Source organism: Pedobacter sp. BMA (assembly GCF_001027745.1).
In the GTDB taxonomy this organism is placed as follows: domain Bacteria; phylum Bacteroidota; class Bacteroidia; order Sphingobacteriales; family Sphingobacteriaceae; genus Pedobacter.
The window spans coordinates 25,685-44,006 of sequence record NZ_LECU01000002.1; the positions used below are offsets into that span (position 1 = coordinate 25,685).

The 18,322-nt window shown below is 40.3% G+C and carries 17 protein-coding genes; 6 read left to right on the forward strand and 11 right to left on the reverse strand.

Going from position 1 to position 18,322, the window contains the following annotated elements:
* Window positions 1-12 precede the first annotated feature (12 nt).
* Window positions 13-1,872: a M1 family metallopeptidase gene (locus AB669_RS02540; RefSeq protein WP_047797748.1), complete on the reverse strand. Its 1,860-nt coding sequence runs from the start codon at window positions 1,870-1,872 to the stop codon at window positions 13-15.
* 44 nt (window positions 1,873-1,916) lie between these two features.
* Window positions 1,917-2,870, reverse strand: a complete 954-nt coding sequence (locus AB669_RS02545) for a 3'-5' exonuclease (protein ID WP_047798040.1) — start codon at window positions 2,868-2,870, stop codon at window positions 1,917-1,919.
* A gap of 185 nt (window positions 2,871-3,055) precedes the next feature.
* On the opposite strand from AB669_RS02545, the gene AB669_RS02550 reads away from it, so the two are divergent.
* Both AB669_RS02550 and AB669_RS02555 read left to right on the forward strand, forming a co-directional pair.
* The gene (locus AB669_RS02550; RefSeq protein ID WP_047797749.1) at window positions 3,056-5,032 is read left to right on the forward strand and encodes a DUF3857 domain-containing protein; all 1,977 of its coding nucleotides are present in this window, start codon (window positions 3,056-3,058) and stop codon (window positions 5,030-5,032) included.
* Entirely contained in the window at window positions 5,029-6,933 is a 1,905-nt protein-coding gene (locus AB669_RS02555; RefSeq protein WP_047797750.1) for a DUF3857 domain-containing transglutaminase family protein, read from the forward strand. The genes AB669_RS02550 and AB669_RS02555 overlap by 4 nt, the downstream gene beginning before the upstream one ends.
* Here AB669_RS02555 and AB669_RS22460 read toward each other — a convergent pair.
* Window positions 6,920-7,042 (reverse strand): hypothetical protein, encoded by a 123-nt coding sequence (locus AB669_RS22460; protein WP_255352135.1) that lies wholly within the window; start codon window positions 7,040-7,042, stop codon window positions 6,920-6,922. The genes AB669_RS02555 and AB669_RS22460 overlap by 14 nt on opposite strands.
* Window positions 7,043-7,542: 500 nt before the next feature.
* On the opposite strand from AB669_RS22460, the gene AB669_RS02560 reads away from it, so the two are divergent.
* The gene (locus AB669_RS02560; protein WP_047798041.1) at window positions 7,543-8,328 is read left to right on the forward strand and encodes a murein L,D-transpeptidase catalytic domain family protein; all 786 of its coding nucleotides are present in this window, start codon (window positions 7,543-7,545) and stop codon (window positions 8,326-8,328) included.
* On the opposite strand, the gene AB669_RS02565 is transcribed toward AB669_RS02560, so the two are convergent.
* On the reverse strand, window positions 8,325-8,768 hold the full coding sequence (locus tag AB669_RS02565) for a hypothetical protein (RefSeq protein ID WP_047797751.1): 444 nt from the start codon (window positions 8,766-8,768) through the stop codon (window positions 8,325-8,327). The two genes, AB669_RS02560 and AB669_RS02565, sit on opposite strands and share 4 nt — an antisense overlap.
* A gap of 164 nt (window positions 8,769-8,932) precedes the next feature.
* On the opposite strand from AB669_RS02565, the gene topB reads away from it, so the two are divergent.
* On the forward strand, window positions 8,933-10,786 hold the full coding sequence (gene topB / locus AB669_RS02570) for a DNA topoisomerase III (protein WP_047797752.1): 1,854 nt from the start codon (window positions 8,933-8,935) through the stop codon (window positions 10,784-10,786).
* Here the strand turns inward: topB and AB669_RS02575 are convergent.
* The 7 genes from AB669_RS02575 to AB669_RS02605 all read right to left on the reverse strand — a co-directional run bounded on the left by AB669_RS02575 (window position 10,779) and on the right by AB669_RS02605 (window position 16,086).
* Window positions 10,779-11,156, reverse strand: coding sequence for a response regulator (locus tag AB669_RS02575; RefSeq protein ID WP_047797753.1), 378 nt, complete (start codon window positions 11,154-11,156; stop codon window positions 10,779-10,781). The genes topB and AB669_RS02575 overlap by 8 nt on opposite strands.
* A gap of 144 nt (window positions 11,157-11,300) precedes the next feature.
* Window positions 11,301-13,214 (reverse strand): AAA domain-containing protein, encoded by a 1,914-nt coding sequence (locus tag AB669_RS02580; protein WP_047797754.1) that lies wholly within the window; start codon window positions 13,212-13,214, stop codon window positions 11,301-11,303.
* 49 nt (window positions 13,215-13,263) lie between these two features.
* The gene (locus AB669_RS02585; RefSeq protein ID WP_047797755.1) at window positions 13,264-13,647 is read right to left on the reverse strand and encodes a DUF3037 domain-containing protein; all 384 of its coding nucleotides are present in this window, start codon (window positions 13,645-13,647) and stop codon (window positions 13,264-13,266) included.
* Window positions 13,625-14,416: a HipA family kinase gene (locus AB669_RS02590; RefSeq protein WP_047797756.1), complete on the reverse strand. Its 792-nt coding sequence runs from the start codon at window positions 14,414-14,416 to the stop codon at window positions 13,625-13,627. Before AB669_RS02590 ends, AB669_RS02585 begins: the two co-directional genes overlap by 23 nt.
* Window positions 14,417-14,528: 112 nt before the next feature.
* Window positions 14,529-14,717, reverse strand: coding sequence for a hypothetical protein (locus AB669_RS02595; RefSeq protein ID WP_047797757.1), 189 nt, complete (start codon window positions 14,715-14,717; stop codon window positions 14,529-14,531).
* A gap of 368 nt (window positions 14,718-15,085) precedes the next feature.
* Complete coding sequence (gene idi / locus AB669_RS02600; protein WP_047797758.1) at window positions 15,086-15,607, reverse strand: isopentenyl-diphosphate Delta-isomerase; 522 nt, start codon at window positions 15,605-15,607, stop codon at window positions 15,086-15,088.
* 200 nt (window positions 15,608-15,807) lie between these two features.
* On the reverse strand, window positions 15,808-16,086 hold the full coding sequence (locus AB669_RS02605) for a hypothetical protein (RefSeq protein WP_047797759.1): 279 nt from the start codon (window positions 16,084-16,086) through the stop codon (window positions 15,808-15,810).
* 276 nt (window positions 16,087-16,362) lie between these two features.
* Here AB669_RS02605 and AB669_RS02610 point away from each other — a divergent pair, with 276 nt between their 5' ends.
* Window positions 16,363-17,103, forward strand: a complete 741-nt coding sequence (locus tag AB669_RS02610) for a LytTR family DNA-binding domain-containing protein (RefSeq protein WP_047797760.1) — start codon at window positions 16,363-16,365, stop codon at window positions 17,101-17,103.
* Window positions 17,104-17,201: 98 nt separating this feature from the next.
* Window positions 17,202-18,296 (forward strand): sensor histidine kinase, encoded by a 1,095-nt coding sequence (locus AB669_RS02615; RefSeq protein WP_047797761.1) that lies wholly within the window; start codon window positions 17,202-17,204, stop codon window positions 18,294-18,296.
* Window positions 18,297-18,322: the final 26 nt, after the last annotated feature.

Consider the following 18,322-nt stretch of genomic DNA (forward strand, 5'->3'; position numbering starts at 1 on the left):
CCTTGTAAGAAACTAGTTTACTGACAGGGAATTATCGCTTTTGTTTTTATCAGGGGTATGAACATCACCCATTACCACCTTCGATAATTTTTTGCTGGTTTTTAACTTCACTACAGTAGTCTTATTCCCCTTTTCCCAAACACCAATTGTGTTGTGGTTCTTTTCTACAGCTCCATCTGCATAGGTTAAAGTTAAATCGACCGGTAGCGCTTTCATTCCTTTATTTTCAATGGTTATGTTGTAGCCATCAGTTGCCTTATCCACAGCTGTTACAGCCATATCTAAAATTCCACCGTCGAAAAACCATGGTTTCCAGAACCAGTTCAGATTTTTACCACTCCCCTCATTCATGCTGTAAAAAAAATCGTAAGGCATTGGGTGTTTTCCGTTCCAGTTCTTGATATAGTTATGAAGGGCTTTCGTAAACAATTCTTCGCCCAGGTAATCTTTGATGTATAAATAGGCCAGCCCTGGCTTCGGGTACGAATTGGTAAATGAACCTGAGCCTTTCAAATCAGGAGTTAAAGTCATAATTGGTGAATCATCTTTACCTCCGGATGAAGACGCAGTGGGTTGGATGCCATATTCATCAACCAATGTAGAATCGATCATTGGAGAAATTAACCACTCGCCTATTGTTGCCCACCCTTCATCCATCCATCCGTATTTGGTTTCGTTAATCCCCATGTAAAAAGGGAACATGGTATGAAAAATCTCATGGTCTGTGAGGGTAATTGCATCTTCCCTATTGTCAACCGGATTATCGTTAACCATCATTGGATACTCCATCTGATCCAAACCATCGAAAACGGTTTCATGATTATAAGGGTAAGGCCACTTTGGAAATTTGTAACTCATGGCATCGACTGTTTTACGGGCAAAATCAATTACCTCATAATAGTCTTTGTGTTTAGGGTTGAAAACGGCATCCACACGCGTCCTTCTTTTGGTTTTCGGATCAACCATTAGGCTGCTCGATTTCCATAAATAATGATCGCTGACGGCAAACACGAAATCGGTTACATTGCTGGCTTCAAACTTAAAAGTATTAAAGGTATTTGGCTGGGTTACCCCTTTGGCCAATAAATCATCAGGCGTAATAATATCCACTACAGGATCATTTTTTTCGGCAGAAGCGATACGGGCAACAATTTGCTTTTGAAATACTTCAGCAGTGTTTTTCAGGTCGCCGGTAGCCCAAACGGCATAACCACCGGGAACTTTAACCTCAGCATCAAACTGATCGAAATCATTATAAAACTCCTCGGCACCTGTATAAGGAAACTTGTTCCAGCCATCAACATCGTCGTATACAGCAATTCGCGGAAAGAAATAAGCCACGAAATGCGATCCTTCATCTACCTGGCCTGTTCGCAGATGTGAACCTTTATTCAGCATGTAGCTATAGCTGATGGAGAATGAAATGGTTTTGCCTGGTAAAACCGCCGGAACGGCAACAGTCATGTTTGTTCCGTCGACTTTAAAGTCAGCAATGTTTTTTCCGTTGGCCGACAGCTGGGATATGGTTACCCCATTACCCTGGTCTGACTCTGAAATTTTAGATTTCCTGGGCGTTCCCTTTTTATAAAGGTTAGGATAAAGTTTAAACCAGATTTCATTAAGTGTATCCGGACTGTTGTTGGTATAAACTACTTCAACTCTACCAGACAACAGTCTGCTAACCGGGTTGAAATCTACTTTTAAATTGTATTTGGATTTATTTTGCCAGTACTTTTTGCCTGGCTTGCCGCTGGTGCTTCTTGTTCCGGCCTGGTAGGTTTTTTCAAATACTGGTTCTATTGGCAGTATAGTTTGTGCTTTTACACAAGCTGCAGAGAGCATTAAAACACAAAGGATGTTGATCGATTTCATTTTTGGATAATAAGGTATGAAGTAAGCGGCATTAAACCGTTTTGCTATTTTCCAAACTTCATTTTCAATTGTTCCAGCATATCATTGTTAACTGGCTGCGCAGGTTTCTCGGCAACAGGTTTCGGTTTTTGCTGATAAGGTGCTTTCGGAGTGGCACTTTGATTTTGAGGGCGCGCCGGTTTATTTTCGTTCTTCTTTGCATTGAACTTTGCCCACTCTTCATCCAGTTTCTTTTTGGTATATAAAGGAAAATCTCCCTGTTTCATCCAGGCGTAATAGCTCGGCTCAACAGAAAATACCTGTTCGGTTGTTTTGCCTTTATGCTTACCGAAGTTGAAACAAACTTCACCATTATCGTTATACACCATACGTCCTGCAAAATCCACCGGACGGTGCAAATTGGTAAATGCATGGAGCGCATCTACATCATTTACTACGGGAATACTTTTTTCGCCTTGCTTGTTCTCAAACTCTTTTTCTTTATACATTTCCAGCTGGCCTAACAACACTTTGTAGGTTGCAATTACATCGGCTTCAGCGGCATGTGCATTGACAAGATCTTCCTGGCAATAAAACTTATAAGCAGCCTTTAATGTGCGTTGTTCCATTTGATGAAAGATATTTTGCACATCTACAAACTTCCTTTCGCTCATATCAAAATCGATGTCGGCCCTTAAGAATTCTTCCAACAGCATCGGAATATCGAATTTATTTGAATTGTAACCTGCCAAATCACTTTCGCCAATAAACGCAGCAATTTCTGCAGCCAGCGTTTTAAATGCAGGCTCATTTGCAATATCCTCATCATAAATACCATGAATGAGTGAAGTTTGCAACGGAATGGGCATTTCAGGATTTACCCTCCAGGTTTTTACTTCTTCGGATCCATCCGGAAAGGCTTTCAATATTGCTATTTCCACAATCCTATCAGCACCAACATTTATACCCGTAGCTTCTAAATCAAAAAAGGCTAGAGGACGTTTTAAATTTAATTTCATTCTGTATTGATCTTTATTTTTGGCATAATCAAGCGTAGAAATGCCGGTTTTCATTTTTACCAAAAGTGCTAAAAAGGTTTCATTAGTTCTGTAAGATGAAAGGAATAATTTATTAAAATTAATTGAGAAATTATTTCTGATTGTTGCCGACTAGCCTTAAATTGGCTCAATTTAATTTCGCTCTAATGAATAAAATATTTCTGGTCCTGATTGTATTGCTCACAACGAGTATGGCCATACGTGCACAGGACTTTACTTTTGGCGCCATCACCTACGCAGATTATGAGTTTGACAAAAAAACGCTGGATAGTAATGCCAATGCGGTTGTATTAAAAGAATTTGGAACCGCATCAATTCAGCTCGATGAAAGTACCGGCCATCTTGAGCTCGTTTTCGTTCATCATGTAAAAATTAAAATTTACAATAAGGAAGGCTTTAAAGAAGCAAATATCATCATCCCCATGTCTAAGGATGATAACCAGGAAGAAACGATCAGTGAACTGAAAGCCTCAACCTTTAACTTAGATGGCGGCAGATTTGTGGAAACGTTAATGGATAAAAAGGCTGTGTTTACGGAGAACAGATCCAAATACACCCGGTTAACGAAGTTTACCCTTCCAAACCTGAAAGAGGGATCAGTGATCGAATACAGTTATCGTCTGCGATCTCCAGGTCTCTTCAATTTTAAAACCTGGGAGTTTCAGGCTGATATTCCAAAGGTGATCAGTGAATACCTCGTTTACATACCCGGCATTTATACCTATAATGTTTCTTTAAGGGGTTATCAAAAATTAACCGATCAAAAAGTTGAGCTCAACAAAGAATGTTTGAGGCTATCAGGTGTAGCCATTGATTGTTCGAAAATCAGCTATGTAATGAAAGATATTCCTGCATTCATAGAAGAAGATAACATGACTGCCCCCAGTAATTTCAAGTCGGCCATTTACTTTGAACTTGCTGAAGTCCAGAGCTTGTCGGGCGGTAAAACATCCTATACTAAAAGCTGGAAAGATGTTGACTACGAGCTGGTATCTGATAAAAACCTGGGAGGCCAGATGAAGCGTAAAGACGTTTTCAAAGACCTTTTGCCAGCCATTATTAAAGATGCCCCGGATGATCTGGCAAAAGCCAAAGCCATTTACAATTACATCAAAAAGCAGATTAAATGGAACAATTACTATGGCAAGTACACCGAAGACAATATCAAAAAGGCACTTGATTTCCGATCGGGTAATGTGGCCGATGTAAATTTGAGCCTGATCGCTGCACTTTCAGCAGCGAACCTGGATGCTGAGGCTGTAATTTTATCGACGCGTGAAAACGGGACGGTGAATAAGCTTTATCCTGTACTTTCAGATTTCAATTATGTTGTGGCGAAGGTGAACATCGGTGAAACCAGTTATCTGCTGGATGCTACTGAACCATTGATGCCTTTCGGTTTGCTACCCTTGCGCTGCATAAACGATCAGGGCCGGGTGATTAATATTAAGAAGCCATCGTATTGGTTAGATTTGAAGGCTAGCCAGAAATCATCTACCAATTATATCTTAACAGGTAAATTAACACAGGAAGGAAAAATTGTAGGTACATTGGTTACTCACTCTTTGGGTTATGCTGCCTACAACAAACGCAGAGACATACTAAAATACAGTTCTCCTGATGAATATGTAGAGAAGCTTGATGACCGGTTGACAAGAATCAGAATATCAGACCATCAGATAACCGGACTGGACAGTGTTGAAAATGCATTAACAGAAACCTATCAGGTAGAATTTTCCATTAACGATGGCTTAAAAGATCAGTTTTATTTCAGTCCTTTTTTTATCAATTCCATATCCAAAAATCCGTTCAATTTAAATGAGCGCACCTACCCTGTTGATTTGGGTGCTGCTTCTGATGAAAGGGTAATTATTAATGTGTCTATTGCTGATCAGTATGAGATGCTGGAGAAGCCAAAGAATATGGCCATCGCTTTACCTAATGCTGGCGGGAAATATCTGGTTCAATGTGATTTCGATGGAAATACTTTGTCAATGAGTCAGATTTTACAGTTTAACAATGCCATCTACCAGCCAGATGATTATTTTGCTTTGAAAGAGTTTTACAGCAAGATCATACAAAATCAGAAGTCAGAAATTTTATTGAAAAAGGTTAAAAAATGAAATATTTATTTACGCTTGTTTTATCAGTTTCATTTGTTGTGACCTGTTTCGGGCAGGATAATTATGATGTCGATTTGATTCCTTCGCTGCTCCGCAACAGAGCTAACTCGTGTATTAGAAAAGAGGAAACGACGATCGATATGCGCTCACCGGATAACGTGATGTTATACGTTAAAAAGGCGGTTACCGTGTTTAACGAAAATGGGGAGCGGGAAGCGGAACTGGTGTTGTACTACGATAAAAATACGGCGATAAAGGGTATTAAGGGGGAAGTATACAATGCCGTTGGCATGCCGGTAAGCAAATTTACCCAAAATGATTTTTCGGATATAAGTGCCGCAGATGGATTTTCATTATTCGTTGATAGCAGGGTGAAACACTATCTGCCTAACGTAAACCAATTTCCTTACACGGTAGTGTACAGTTACGAAATCAGAAATAAACAAAGTTTAATTATACCCGACTGGCAACCTAAACCAGCAAGCGACGTATCGGTTGAAAAGAGCATTTATACTTTCATTTCAAAGCCTTCAGATCAGGTTAGGATCAAAGCCTCAAACTATCCGGGCGTTCCTGAGGTAACTGTTGACGAAAAACAGAAGAAAATGGTTTGGAACGTGAGCAGTTTACCAGCGGTTAAAACCGAACCCTATAGCCCTGACCCGGAAACTTACTTTACAAGTATAAAAATTGCACCTGAGCATTTTACATATTATAACCATAAAGGAAGCTATACCAATTGGCAGGACCTTGGTAAATGGGTGTATGAGGATTTGCTGAAAGACAGAACAGCACTTTCTCCTGCAACTATACAGACAATAAAAGAGCTGGTAAAAGATGAAAAAACGGATAAAGAAAAATCTAAAAAAATATACCAGTACTTGCAAAACAGAACCCGTTACATTAGCGTACAAATTGGTATCGGGGGCTTTCAGCCGGTTTCGGCAAGCGAGGTTGACCGTTTAGGATATGGGGATTGTAAAGCTTTGGTTAATTATATGCAGAGCCTACTGAAAGCTGCAGATATTGAATCTTACTATTGTGTAGTTGAAGCTGGATCACAGAAGAAAAGTGTAGACCCCGGTTTTGCCAGTATGGTGCAAGGCAATCACATCATTTTATGTTTGCCTTTGAAAGGTGATACCACCTGGCTGGAATGTACCAGTCAGAAAATTCCTTTTGGTTTTTTAAGTGATTTTACCGACGACAGGTTGGTTCTGGCATGCACAGCGGAGGGTGGTAAACTTTTGCGTACACCTAAGCTAACTACACAGGAGAACAGGCAGTTCAGAAATGCCAGGTTAATCATTTCTGCTGATGGTAATGTTACCGGAAGTATGAATACAGTTTTTTCGGGTGCGCAATATGATAACCATGAAGCCATGATTGGCAAGTCTGTATCTGAGCAGCATAAAATGCTAAAGGCATCCTATAATGTAGATAATATTGACATCAAATCGGTCTCATTTGCCCAGAAGAAGGACATAGCGCCTGAATTTACCGAGAATATTGATATAGACATTCCTAATTACGTTCCTGTAAATGGTAAAAAAATGTTCCTGCAGCCGAATGTTTTCAATACAATGAGATCGATACCTGAGCTTAGAAACAGGACGCTCCCTGTTTATATTAACCGCGGTTATACCGACGAAGATACGATTGTTTACACGCTGCCTGATAATGTAGATACAGATTTGATTACAACAAATGAGCGGGTATTGAGTAGTGTGTTTGGGAGCTATATTTCGAAAGCCAGTGTTGCGGGTAATCAACTTACCTATTACAGGAAAATTGTACTTAATGACGGCACCTTCCCTGCTGAAAAGTATGCTGAATTCTCTAAGTTTATGAGTGATGTAAATGCCACAGATTTTTTAAAACTGGCACTTAGCTTAAAATAAGTATTCCCAAACCGATTCCGATAATCATAATCAGGTACATCAAAATCTCTGTGGTGGCAAATCTTTTGTATTTGGTCCAGAATGAGTATTCGTGCTTATGATTGGCCATTTGATTACTTTTTCGACAAAAATAAGTAAAATTCAAATGGTCTGGAGCCTTATAACCCAAATAATCGTTTTGTTTCACTATTAAACTACCCTTTCTTTCACGGTGGAGAAGGACAAATGATGAATTAGTGGAATCATGGTATAAGAATAGTTAATCCTTAGGTCGGCTTTCATTCGACGATTCGTCACTGTTTGGTCGGGTACAATTGTCACAAGCCCGACCAATCCCCGACCAAAACCCGAATTAGCTGTGACGAAGCTACACGGTTAAGCTAGGGCGTTCTTACGAAAATATTAATTTCTGTGGCCTCTTTACAAGCATGGTTTTGCAACGCAAATGATGTGCACTACTAAAAAATAGCATTCTTAAAAGCTATATCAAGGTGAAATCAGGCTATTTTTGCCCAAAACTTATTGTATTTCCAGAACTACAGAAAGAGAAGCACAACAAATGCAAAAAATGTTCGTATAATTAGTTCAGTATCAAACAAACATATCTGGATGAAGAGAGAAACCGTGGGCATTGCTATGTTTTTATTAGTGAGTATAGGCATTGTCGGAGTAAGTTGGAAAAAGGTTGAGGGGCCACAAACACAACAGGAAACCATAAAAAATATTGCAGCTGATAGTTTATACAGCCGATACATTGACACTTTGTATCATGCAGTCCGCCTGGATTCTGCCGGACTTAAAGAAGAAGTTTTTGAGAAAGCCCTTACTGGCTTTTACAACATGAAGTATTCAGGCCTGTTGCATGCTAAATCAGTATTAACTATTGCCGATTTTGATCAGGAAAGCTGTAAAAAAAGATTATACATTATCGATCTGGATCACAAAAAATTAATTCTCAATACCTGGGTTGCCCATGGGCAGAATAGCGGTGGAGATAAGCCTTCTTATTTTTCAAATGTTCCGAATTCTAATCAAAGTAGTATTGGCTTTTTTCTTACGGGGGAGATTTATTACGGTAAACATGGCCGTTCGCTGAAACTTGATGGAATGGATCAGGGGTATAATAATAATGCTAGGGAAAGGGCAATTGTTTTACACGGAGCCGATTACGTATGTCAGGAAACGATTGATCAGCTCGGGCGATTAGGCCGTAGCCAGGGCTGCCCGGCAGTAGCAACTAAGCTTGCAAATCAGGTAATCAATGCCATTTCTGATCGTACTGTTTTATTCATCAATAATTCTGAGCAGTCTTATCATTCTGCATTTCTAAATGAAACGCTGGCTGCGAGTGTAGCCCTGCGTCAGGATGAATTACTGGCGGCAAAAATGGATTAATATTTTTTGAGGTTGGTGGCATTTAAGTTGTGAGGTAATAGGACAAAGAATGCTCCGTTAAAGGGAACCAGCAAATCCCATACCCACCGGTTGCCATCTTTCGCTGTCTCACCACAATCTACAACTTCTGCACGCAGCAGTAGTTTTTTTACTAGTTTTTGTATTCCGGTGATTCGGACATATCTGTTAAAGGCGAGCCCCAGGTAATCACAATAGACATGTACGAGAATTTCCAGGATTAAGGATTTTGTGCTGATCTGGAGTGGCTTACTGAACAAGGCGGCATACTCATTCTTTATTGCTTCAGCCAGCAGTGTCAGGCGTTCTTTCGCTTTTCCATTCAGATACTGCCAGAGTTGTGCATTACTGTAAACCCTGATGATCCCTTCATCAAATTTGATTTTAATAATACAATCATACAATCTGAGTTCCTTTTCCATTCCATAATAAGATGCTGTGTCTTGTTTTTTGTTACCTCAATGTTGCTGTTTAACAAAAGAATTCATGAAATGTTTATGATCCAACGCATTACGATGTGAGTAAAATTATGGTTTTAAAAACGAATATTTTTACATCTTTGAGGTTGGAAAATTAAACCCATTTAATGAAGATTGTTATTGCAGAAAAGCCCTCTGTTGGACGTGAGCTTGCAAAAGTTTTCGGTGCGACCACCAGAAAAGATGGATACATTGAAGGTAAGGGGTATTCCTTTACCTGGGCTTTTGGGCATTTGTTGCAGCTTGCACCCCCTCAGGATTATGGCTTTATCGGTTGGCGCAAACAGCATTTACCAATGCTTCCTGCAAAATTCAAACTCGCTGTACGAAAGATTAAAACAAAAGATGGCTTTGTTGAAGATCCTGCTGTGCGGAAACAGCTGGATACGATTAAGAAGCTTTTTGATGAAGCCAGTGAAATCATTGTAGCAACGGATGCGGGGCGCGAGGGTGAATTGATTTTCCGGTATATTTACTATTACCTGAAATGTAAAAAGCCATTTAAGCGTTTGTGGATTTCATCGCAAACAGATGAGGCCATAAAGGATGGATTCAGAAACCTGAAACCCGGGACAGATTACGATACGCTCTTTAATTCAGCGCATTGTCGTTCTGAATCCGATTGGCTGGTTGGTATGAATGCCACCCAGGCGCTAAGCATCTCTGCCGGCAACAGAACAGTACTGTCACTGGGAAGGGTTCAAACGCCTACCCTTGCGATGATTTGTGCCCGTTCTCTTGAAATAAAGCATTTTGTTCCGCAGATTTACTATCAGATCAGCATATTGCTGGTGAAGGATGAACAGGTTTTTAAAGCGGTTTCCACATCCAATTACAAAAACAAGGAAGAGGCTGAGAAATTATTTGCGCTGGTGGAGGATGTTCCATCGGGTTTTCCAAACGGTGGAAATATATCAGCAGTTGAGGCCAAGCCGAGGAAAGAACCACCACCACTTTTACATGATTTGAGTAGCCTGCAGCAAGAGGCGAATAAAAAGAAAGGCTTTACTGCCGACCAGACTTTAAGTCTCCTGCAAAATTTATACGAGAGCAAACTGGTCTCCTATCCCCGTACCGGTTCTCGATATATAGGCGACGATATTTTTGCAGGCATTCCTGATCTGATTTCGAAGTTCACCAGTCACCCTGACTTCGGTAAACAGGCACAATATTTACAAACCACAGCGCTGAATAAAAGAAGCGTAAATGCGAAAAAAGTGACCGATCACCACGCGATTTTGCCTACAGGAGAAGAAGCGTATGGCCTAAGCAGCGATAAACAAGCCATTTACGATATGGTTGTGGGCAGAATGGTGGAAGCATTTCATCAGGAATGTTTAAAAGAAATCACCAAAATAACCATTCAGTCGGGACTTACATTTATTGCCAATGGAACAGTAATTCGCTCAGCAGGGTGGCGATCTGTATTTAATGAAACCGAAGAGGATAAAAAGGATGAGGATAATGCAGCCCTACCAAAAGTGGCGGTTGGCGAGCAATTACCCATCACTGAGAAATCGTTTCTGGAAAAGCAGACTAAGCCTAAGGCCATGTACAATGAGGCATCGCTGTTAAAGGCTCTGGAAACGTGCGGTAAAGAAATTGAGGATGAAGAGCTGCGGTATGCCATGAAAGACAGTGGTTTAGGCACTCCCGCCACACGGGCATCCATAATTGAAACTTTGATTACCCGTGAATATATCACCCGTGAGAAGCGGAATTTAGTGCCCACTGTTAAGGGATTAGCAGTTTACGAGGTAGTTAAAGACAAACAAATTGCACAGGCCGAACTCACCGGTCAATGGGAGAAACGACTCGAAGAAATTCGTTCCGGTTCTTCGGTGAAAGACTTTAAATCTGAAATCACCGAATATACGAAAACCATTACTCATGAATTATTAATTGCCGGTGCCACCATTTCGGGTAAGCTTGAAGATAAAAAGGAAGAAAAGGTTATTTAAAGGCTGATTTTAAAACATCTTCTAATGCTGCAGGAATTTTATGATCCTTTTGAATAAAGGCTATCGCCCCTGCTTCCAGATATGAATGGGAAAGGAGGTTTTTATCATTTCCTGTGAACATGCAGATCTTTAGCTGAGGCTGGATGGCTAATATTTCCTGTACCGACTGCGGATCACTATCGCCCCCTGGCATATTGATGTCAAGTAACAGAAAGTCAAATGACTGCTGTTGCAATCTGGAAAAAGTATCTTTAAGATTTGCACAAACAACAATTTCCGGATTGTGGAGCAACCGGCTGAAAAGGGCTTTCATGACCGTTTGCATCAATTCATTATCATCCGCTATTAAAACTTTTACCTGTGCGTTCATTTAAATGACCTGGCTTTGAATCATTTAAATTGAGAAGACCGAAAGGCAAAATACTGGTATAAGCCAATAGTTTAAAGCGGAAAATTCAGAATTTGGATGATTTCCTCAAATTTAACAATTTTATGAACTTTAAAAAGAGTTATGTCAAATATCCATAAACTCCCAGGCGCTGTGATACGCATTCAGCTGCTCTGCGTAGCGGATAAAGTCGGCATAAAACTTAGCTGTTGATAAAGTCGCACTGTCACCGATTACAACCAGCTTCTTTTTGGCCCTCGTCATTGCTACATTCATCCTTCTGGTGTCTGAAAGAAATCCGATATGTCCATCTTTATTGCTCCTGGTGAGACTGATGTAAACGATGTCTCTCTCCTGTCCCTGAAAGCTATCTATCGTATTTACTGAAATTTTATCTTTATGCGTGATTGGTATATCGCTGTCATTTACGAGCGAATTTAGAACCTGTACCTGTTGTTTGTAAGGCGATACAATGGCGACGGAAGGGATGCCGCTATCTCCGTAATTCAAGTCTAAATCATTTAAAAAGGCCGATAGATGCTTTACTAAGAATGCGGCTTCATCAGGATTTGTGGTGCTTGTTCCATCCAGTTGTTCATCGAAGCTGCAGCCCGCCGAGTCGATAAATGTGAGTGCCTCATCGCTATCAAAAATCAAATGACGGGCTATACTGCTATGTGCCCTGAGTTGGTTTTCATAAAATACCTGGGATGAGTATCCCATAATGTTTTCATGCATACGGTACTGTTCGTTAAGCAACACAACTGATTCGGGATGTAGTTTAACTGATTTTTCCAGTAGGGTTTGGTATAATCCGTTTTTACCTGCATCGGTTGATTTTATAGTAGGTGGCAGCTGAAAGTGGTCGCCAGCCAGCACTACTTTCTGTGCTTTTAAAATCGGGATCCAGCATGCGGGCTCCAGGGCCTGTCCGGCTTCGTCGATGATTACCGTACTGTATTTCAGGTTACGTACCGTATAATGATTTGCGCCCACTAAGGTAGCGGTAATGATCTGGGCTTTATTAAGTAAGCTATCCATGATATACTGTTCCGTTTTCTCCACTTCCCGGCCAATCTTATGGGCTTCGTCGAAAAGTGCTTTACGTTGTTCACGCTCTGCCCTGCCAAAACTGCGCTTGTATTTATGGGCCATGTTTTTGTATTCGCTGGCTTGTTTTTTAAGCGCTTTAATGGTTTTCATTTCGGTATGATCGGCCATTTTATGCTCCAAGGTTGCCGCTAAGAGTCTTTCTGACACCCGGGCGGGATTGCCAACACGGATTACGTTTAGTCCGGCGGCAGATAATTTGTCTGTCAGTAAATCTACAGCGGTATTGCTGGGGGCTACGACGAGGATTTTCTGATTACTGTGTTTAATCAGCGATTTTATGGCATGCACGAGAGTGGTGGTTTTTCCGGTTCCCGGAGGACCGTGAATAATGGCCAGATGATCTGCTGAAACAATTTTGTTCACAGCTAACTGCTGGGATACATTCAATTTGTTGGGGATAATAAATTTTTCTTCACTCTGAAACGACGGCTTTTCGCCTGTAGTCAGGATTCTGATGAGCTTGCTGTTTTCCCCTTCTTCAACGCCGATTAAAGCCTGTTTAAGTGCATTCTGCATTTCATCGTAGCTGTTGTTATCAAAGAGGAGGTCGACCCCGAGTTTACCATCTCTGGTCCATTCGGGCAGCTCATCAATGCGGAGGCTAATCTTCATTTTATTACCAGCCAGGTTTGAAATGGTTCCTTCAATCCTATCTTCACGGGCATTGTGGTTTGAAAAAAGTACAACAGCCGAACCAAACCTGAACTGATGAGAAATCTCTTGATGGCTCGGGCGTTCCAGTTCGATTGTAAGGTAGTCGCCGCGACCAATCTCCGTATTGCGGATGGCGATTGGATACCATGACAAACCTAGTGCTCTCCTGTCTGAAGCCGAAGTATTTTCGGTAAGCTTTGCATAAGATCGCAGATCTTCTTCGCGCTCTGTATTCAGAAGATCCTGGAGTTTCTTGAAGTATTCTTTGGGCAATGGGAATGTATTAGTTGTGCAAAAAATAGTTTCGCTGAATATTTGACAATTATAGTACGAGTTCCTGATGTAGCCTCAATAAGGTTTCTTCAGGGTTGATACAAAAGCCAGGGTGTACTTTTGAGCACTGTACTACGGTGCTTCTTGTGGCTGTTAGCCACCTGAACCTGGAAGGTTGATCGTATTCGCCAATAGGACCGGAACCTTTTGTTCCACAACTGATTCGTTGAAAGGCCATCAGATTGGCATTTAGCTCACTGAGGTCGGTTTCGGGGGAAAAGGCGGATAGTTTAATTTCATTTAAAGAGAATACACTTTGCAGAAACTTCTTTTTTGCGCAATACAATATGATTCCGACATTTAGAAACTCTTCGCGCTCTACCCTGGGCATCACGCGGATTACGGCATACTCAAATAAGAATTTCTCTTGCATGCTGTGCTTCTTTTAAAAAGATATCAGAATTTGCTAAACGTGTTTTTAGAAAATACGTGTAAGCATTACGATGGGCTTCTTTGGTTTCGAAACTGGTGTCGCCTTCCAGCCAGTTGTCGGGAATAAGATCAATAATCTGCTGAATTTTTTGGGCGTTTAGAATGGCACGGAACTCTTCATCTACGCTAGACAGTTCAGAAGCCCAGGGTAAGAGTACATGGTCCTTAACCAAAAAGAAAGGCCTTGTTGCCTGCTCTTCCCAATTCTGCCATGAGTGATGGAAATATAGTGCTGCACCATGATCAATTAACCATAGCTCTTTATGCCACAACAGCATATTGGTATTGCGGCAAGTACGATCCATATTGGTCAGGAAACAATCCAGCCAAACAATTTGTGAAGCCAGTTTTGCATCAACAGTAGTTACCGTCGGATCGAAGGTTATTGCTCCGGAAAGATAGTGTAGGGCAAGATTTAAACCTACACTTGCTTTGAGGAGGTCCTGGATTTCTTCATCAGGTTCCGTACGGCCGAATGCCTCGTCAAGATTTGCGAAAACAAGTTCCGGAACACGAAAGCCTAATAACCTGGCAATCTCTCCTCCTATCAGTTCGGCAATAAGCGCTCTGGGCCCCTGACCGGCACCACGGAATTTTAATACATAAAGGAAACCGTCGTCTGCCTCTGCGATGGCCGGCATTGACCCGCCTTCGCGCAAAGGTGTAACGTAACGGGTAACATTTACGCTTCTAAGTTGGAAATCGTTCATAAAAAAGGGTCAGAAGCACATCTTAGAAAAATTGTGATGTACCCTGGATCTGCTGCAAATTTAAAAGATTATACCGATAAATTTTTACAGATTTAGGCAAAAGGCTAAATTGCTAATCGTGCCCCAAATATGCATTTCCCGCAGGTGTCATTACGGCGGCCCATTGAACAGACTCACGGTTGATTTTTACCAGACCCATGCTTTCCAGTTCTTCATAATCATCTTCCCTACCGCCCAGAATCGGCGAGTTGACCTGCTGGTTAATTACTTCCAGTAAATCTAAAATTTCTGATCTTTCCATATTTCGAATTATTAGTTAAACAAGTAACAGGCAGGTTTGAAAAATGTTTATTTAACCGGGATGTTTTCGATATTTGCGCCCGATAACCAAATTCATCGGCAGCATAAACACTGTTAGCTGCATTTTTACCCCCCTGTTCATATGCCCGGTTAGAAAAAAAAAACGCAATTCAGAATAATTCTATATAAATTCCAATTAATTGATTATAAGCCAATTATTTAACGCTTTGCTTCAAATTGAAGCAATAATGGTAATCTCATGGTAAAAGAAGTGTTAAACAATTTTGAATTTCCGACAGGAGCTCTATATTTGTACCCGAGAGCGTTAATTTAGATACGGGTATATGGCTTAGGCTGTATGCCCGTTTTTTATTTGCGGAGTGCCAGATGGTCAATCATTTCATCCAGGCATATTTTTAACCACTCCGTATACAGGGTCGGATTTTTTCTAATGTCGAGGTTCAATTCCTCCAGGCTTAGATATCGAAAGCTTTCAACTTCATCGGTGTTGATAATGGGCAGTTCATCTGACTGCCCGATAAATACATGGTCCAGTTCATGCTCAGTTAAACCATCTCCAAAAGCAGCCTTGTAGGTGAAATTGAACGCATACTCTAAATTACAATTCATGCCCATTTCTTCGTTCAGGCGTCGGTTTGCAGCTTCGAGGTTGGCTTCACCGGGGCGCGGATGGCTACAGCAGGTATTTGTCCACAACCCCGCAGAGTGATATTTGGATTTTGCGCGTTGCTGCAAAAGAAGTTCGTTTTTTGAATTGAAAATAAAAATGGAAAATGCCCGGTGTAGTATGCCCTTTAGATGCGCCTCGAGTTTCCCCATCTGGCCCGTAGGCGAGTCATTTAAATCAACCAGTATTACCTGTTCTTCCATTTTTATATGATTGCTTTCAACTGTTATCTGATTATCATGTCAAACATCAGGTCGGTGACAGACAGGTTCAACAAAACTTTTCAGTATATTTTGGTTAAAAATAAATATCAGACTTTGAAATGCAAATTCTTTTAATTTTTTAAACATCCGGTAACCAGATTGTTTCCGGATGTTATTGGAATCAGTTGCTGGAAGACTGCTTACAGAAAGGCTGTTTCAGATAATAAAACCCCTCTTTCGCCGTTTCCTGTTTCAATAGTGTGAACATTTTTATAGGATTGGCTAAAAAAATCATATCCATTATCAATCCGTTTGATAGAAACGGTATTCAAGGGATAGTTGTAGTTGGTTTGCATGCAATGGAGATTTCCGTTGGCGAGTAAAAGGAAGTCGCAGTCGTAACCTTGCTCTTGCAGTTCAATAAGTTGATTGGTCAGCGAGACGTTGAGCCTGTTTGTGGTTCTGGTTTTGTTTTTCATCGGGACTTGGTTTAGGTTAAAGATAAATATCAAAGCGTATATCTAACTTACGATTTTGTTTGCAATATATTGTAATACAATGGATTAAATTAGATTGTTTTGTTCATTATTTGGCAGGAGGCGTTTAAACACTGTTCATTTTTTAATAAAAGCTTCACACGTTATGGAAAAATGGAAAAGGTAACATCATCAATTCGTCACCGGAATCCACTTTTAAGAAATTTATTTTTTTAATCAGTAACGATCAGGTAATTTGGCAATATCTAATCTATCTCTATGAAATTAAGCTGCATCGTAATCGACGATGACATTTATGCCATAAATGGTATAACCGCATATATTAAGGCGCTGTCTAATCTGCTGCTCATCCAAACCTATTCTGACCCGCTATTGGCCTTAACCGAAATCAGCAACGGATCAGGTGCAGACATTTTATTTATGGATGTGGATATGCCGATGATATCTGGAATTGAGCTTTCTAAAATGATCAGGCAAAAAGCAAATAAACTCATCTTTACTACTTCTCATTCGAAATATGCGTATGACGCTTTTGAGCTTAATGCAGATGCCTATTTATTGAAACCCTACACTTTTGCCCGTTTTGCTGAAACTATTAACAGGCTTTTTCCACAGACATCTCAGTTGCAATATCCGGAAATAGAACAGACAGATGATTACTTTTTTGTCCGGAATAAGAATGACAATAATAATCTGATTAAAGTGCGGTATGCTGAAATTGTTGCTGTAGAGAGTCTGCAAAATTATGTCAGGATTTACACGCTGAATGAAGTTATCGTTTCCTATATTTCGTTATCAGAAATAAAGACTGTTTTAGAAGATCATTCAAACTTTACTCAGGCTCACCGTTCCTTTATTATTGCAAAGAACTTTATTGAAAAGGTTGAAGGGAACACGTTGAAACTCATCAATGACTTGTCGATTAGCCTTGGTAACCATTATAAAGATGATATTTTGGAGTATATTAAACAAAAAACGATTAAAACCAACAGGACTTAAAAAGGAAACGCTGTGCCATTATTTACATAAAATATGGCAGTTTAACTACCTTTGTCTTTATACTTTGCAGATACCACGTTATTAGCCGTTGCCACATTATGAGTACTAACCATTTAAATCAATCTACCCAAAATGCTATCCTTCAGTGGATAGTGAAAAAGAGATTTCATTTTATTGTCTGGGTCATCTTCATCTTTTATGAAGTGGTGATTGCGGGATTAATTTCAGGAAGATTTGCTAAAATACCCACCTACATACTTTATTACGCGCTTAACATTGCCCTATTTTACTTTCATGCGCACGTTGTACTCGCATTTGGCCTGAAAAATAAAAAGACGTTGTGGGCGCTCCCACTTTTGTTGTTGTCAGAACTGACAGGATACTTCCTTATCAGCATGTGCCTGGATTACATTATCATTAACTATGTTGGATACAATGGGCCGAAATTTGAAATTTTGAGTGTACATCATTTAATCGGCCCGCTGTACCGGTGCATCTATTTTATTATTTTTTCTTCAGGTTATTATTTTCTGATGAATTATCTAAGTGAAAGGCGAAAAACTGCCGACCTGGAATCGCAGCGTTTGAACAATGAAATTCAGATAGCAAGATCTGAGAATGCATTCTTGAAAGCACAGATTCAGCCACATTTACTATTTAATACGCTAGATTTTATTTACCACAGTGCGAGAGAAAATTCGCCCGTTGCTGCGGAGACTATTCTATCGCTTTCGGAAATGATGCGGTATTCGGTGGACAGCAATCACGATAAAGACCTTATTCCTATAAAGTCAGAAATTGTTCAGGTAGAAAATCTGATTAACCTTCATCAGCTTCGTAAGGATCATCTGCTCCAGATTCATCTGTTTTACGAAAATGAAATTGAAGATATATCCATTATTCCACTTGTTTTGATCACTCTTGTTGAAAATATCTTCAAGCATGGTGATTTATCCCAATTGGACAACCCCGCCCAAATCAGAATCACTTATCAGGCAGGTGTACTGCTCATTGAGACCGTCAATTTAAAAAAGAGCGGAAATAATCAATCAGGATTGAAATCCGGACTTGAAAACATCAGAAAAAGGTTGAATTTTGCCTATAGAGACCGGCATAACTTCATTGTCAGCGCCGAAAATGATCCTACTTTTAGCATCTGGTTATCAATTTCCGATCCAGGCAACATTGATTAGGTATAACTGTCATAATGTATGTTGAA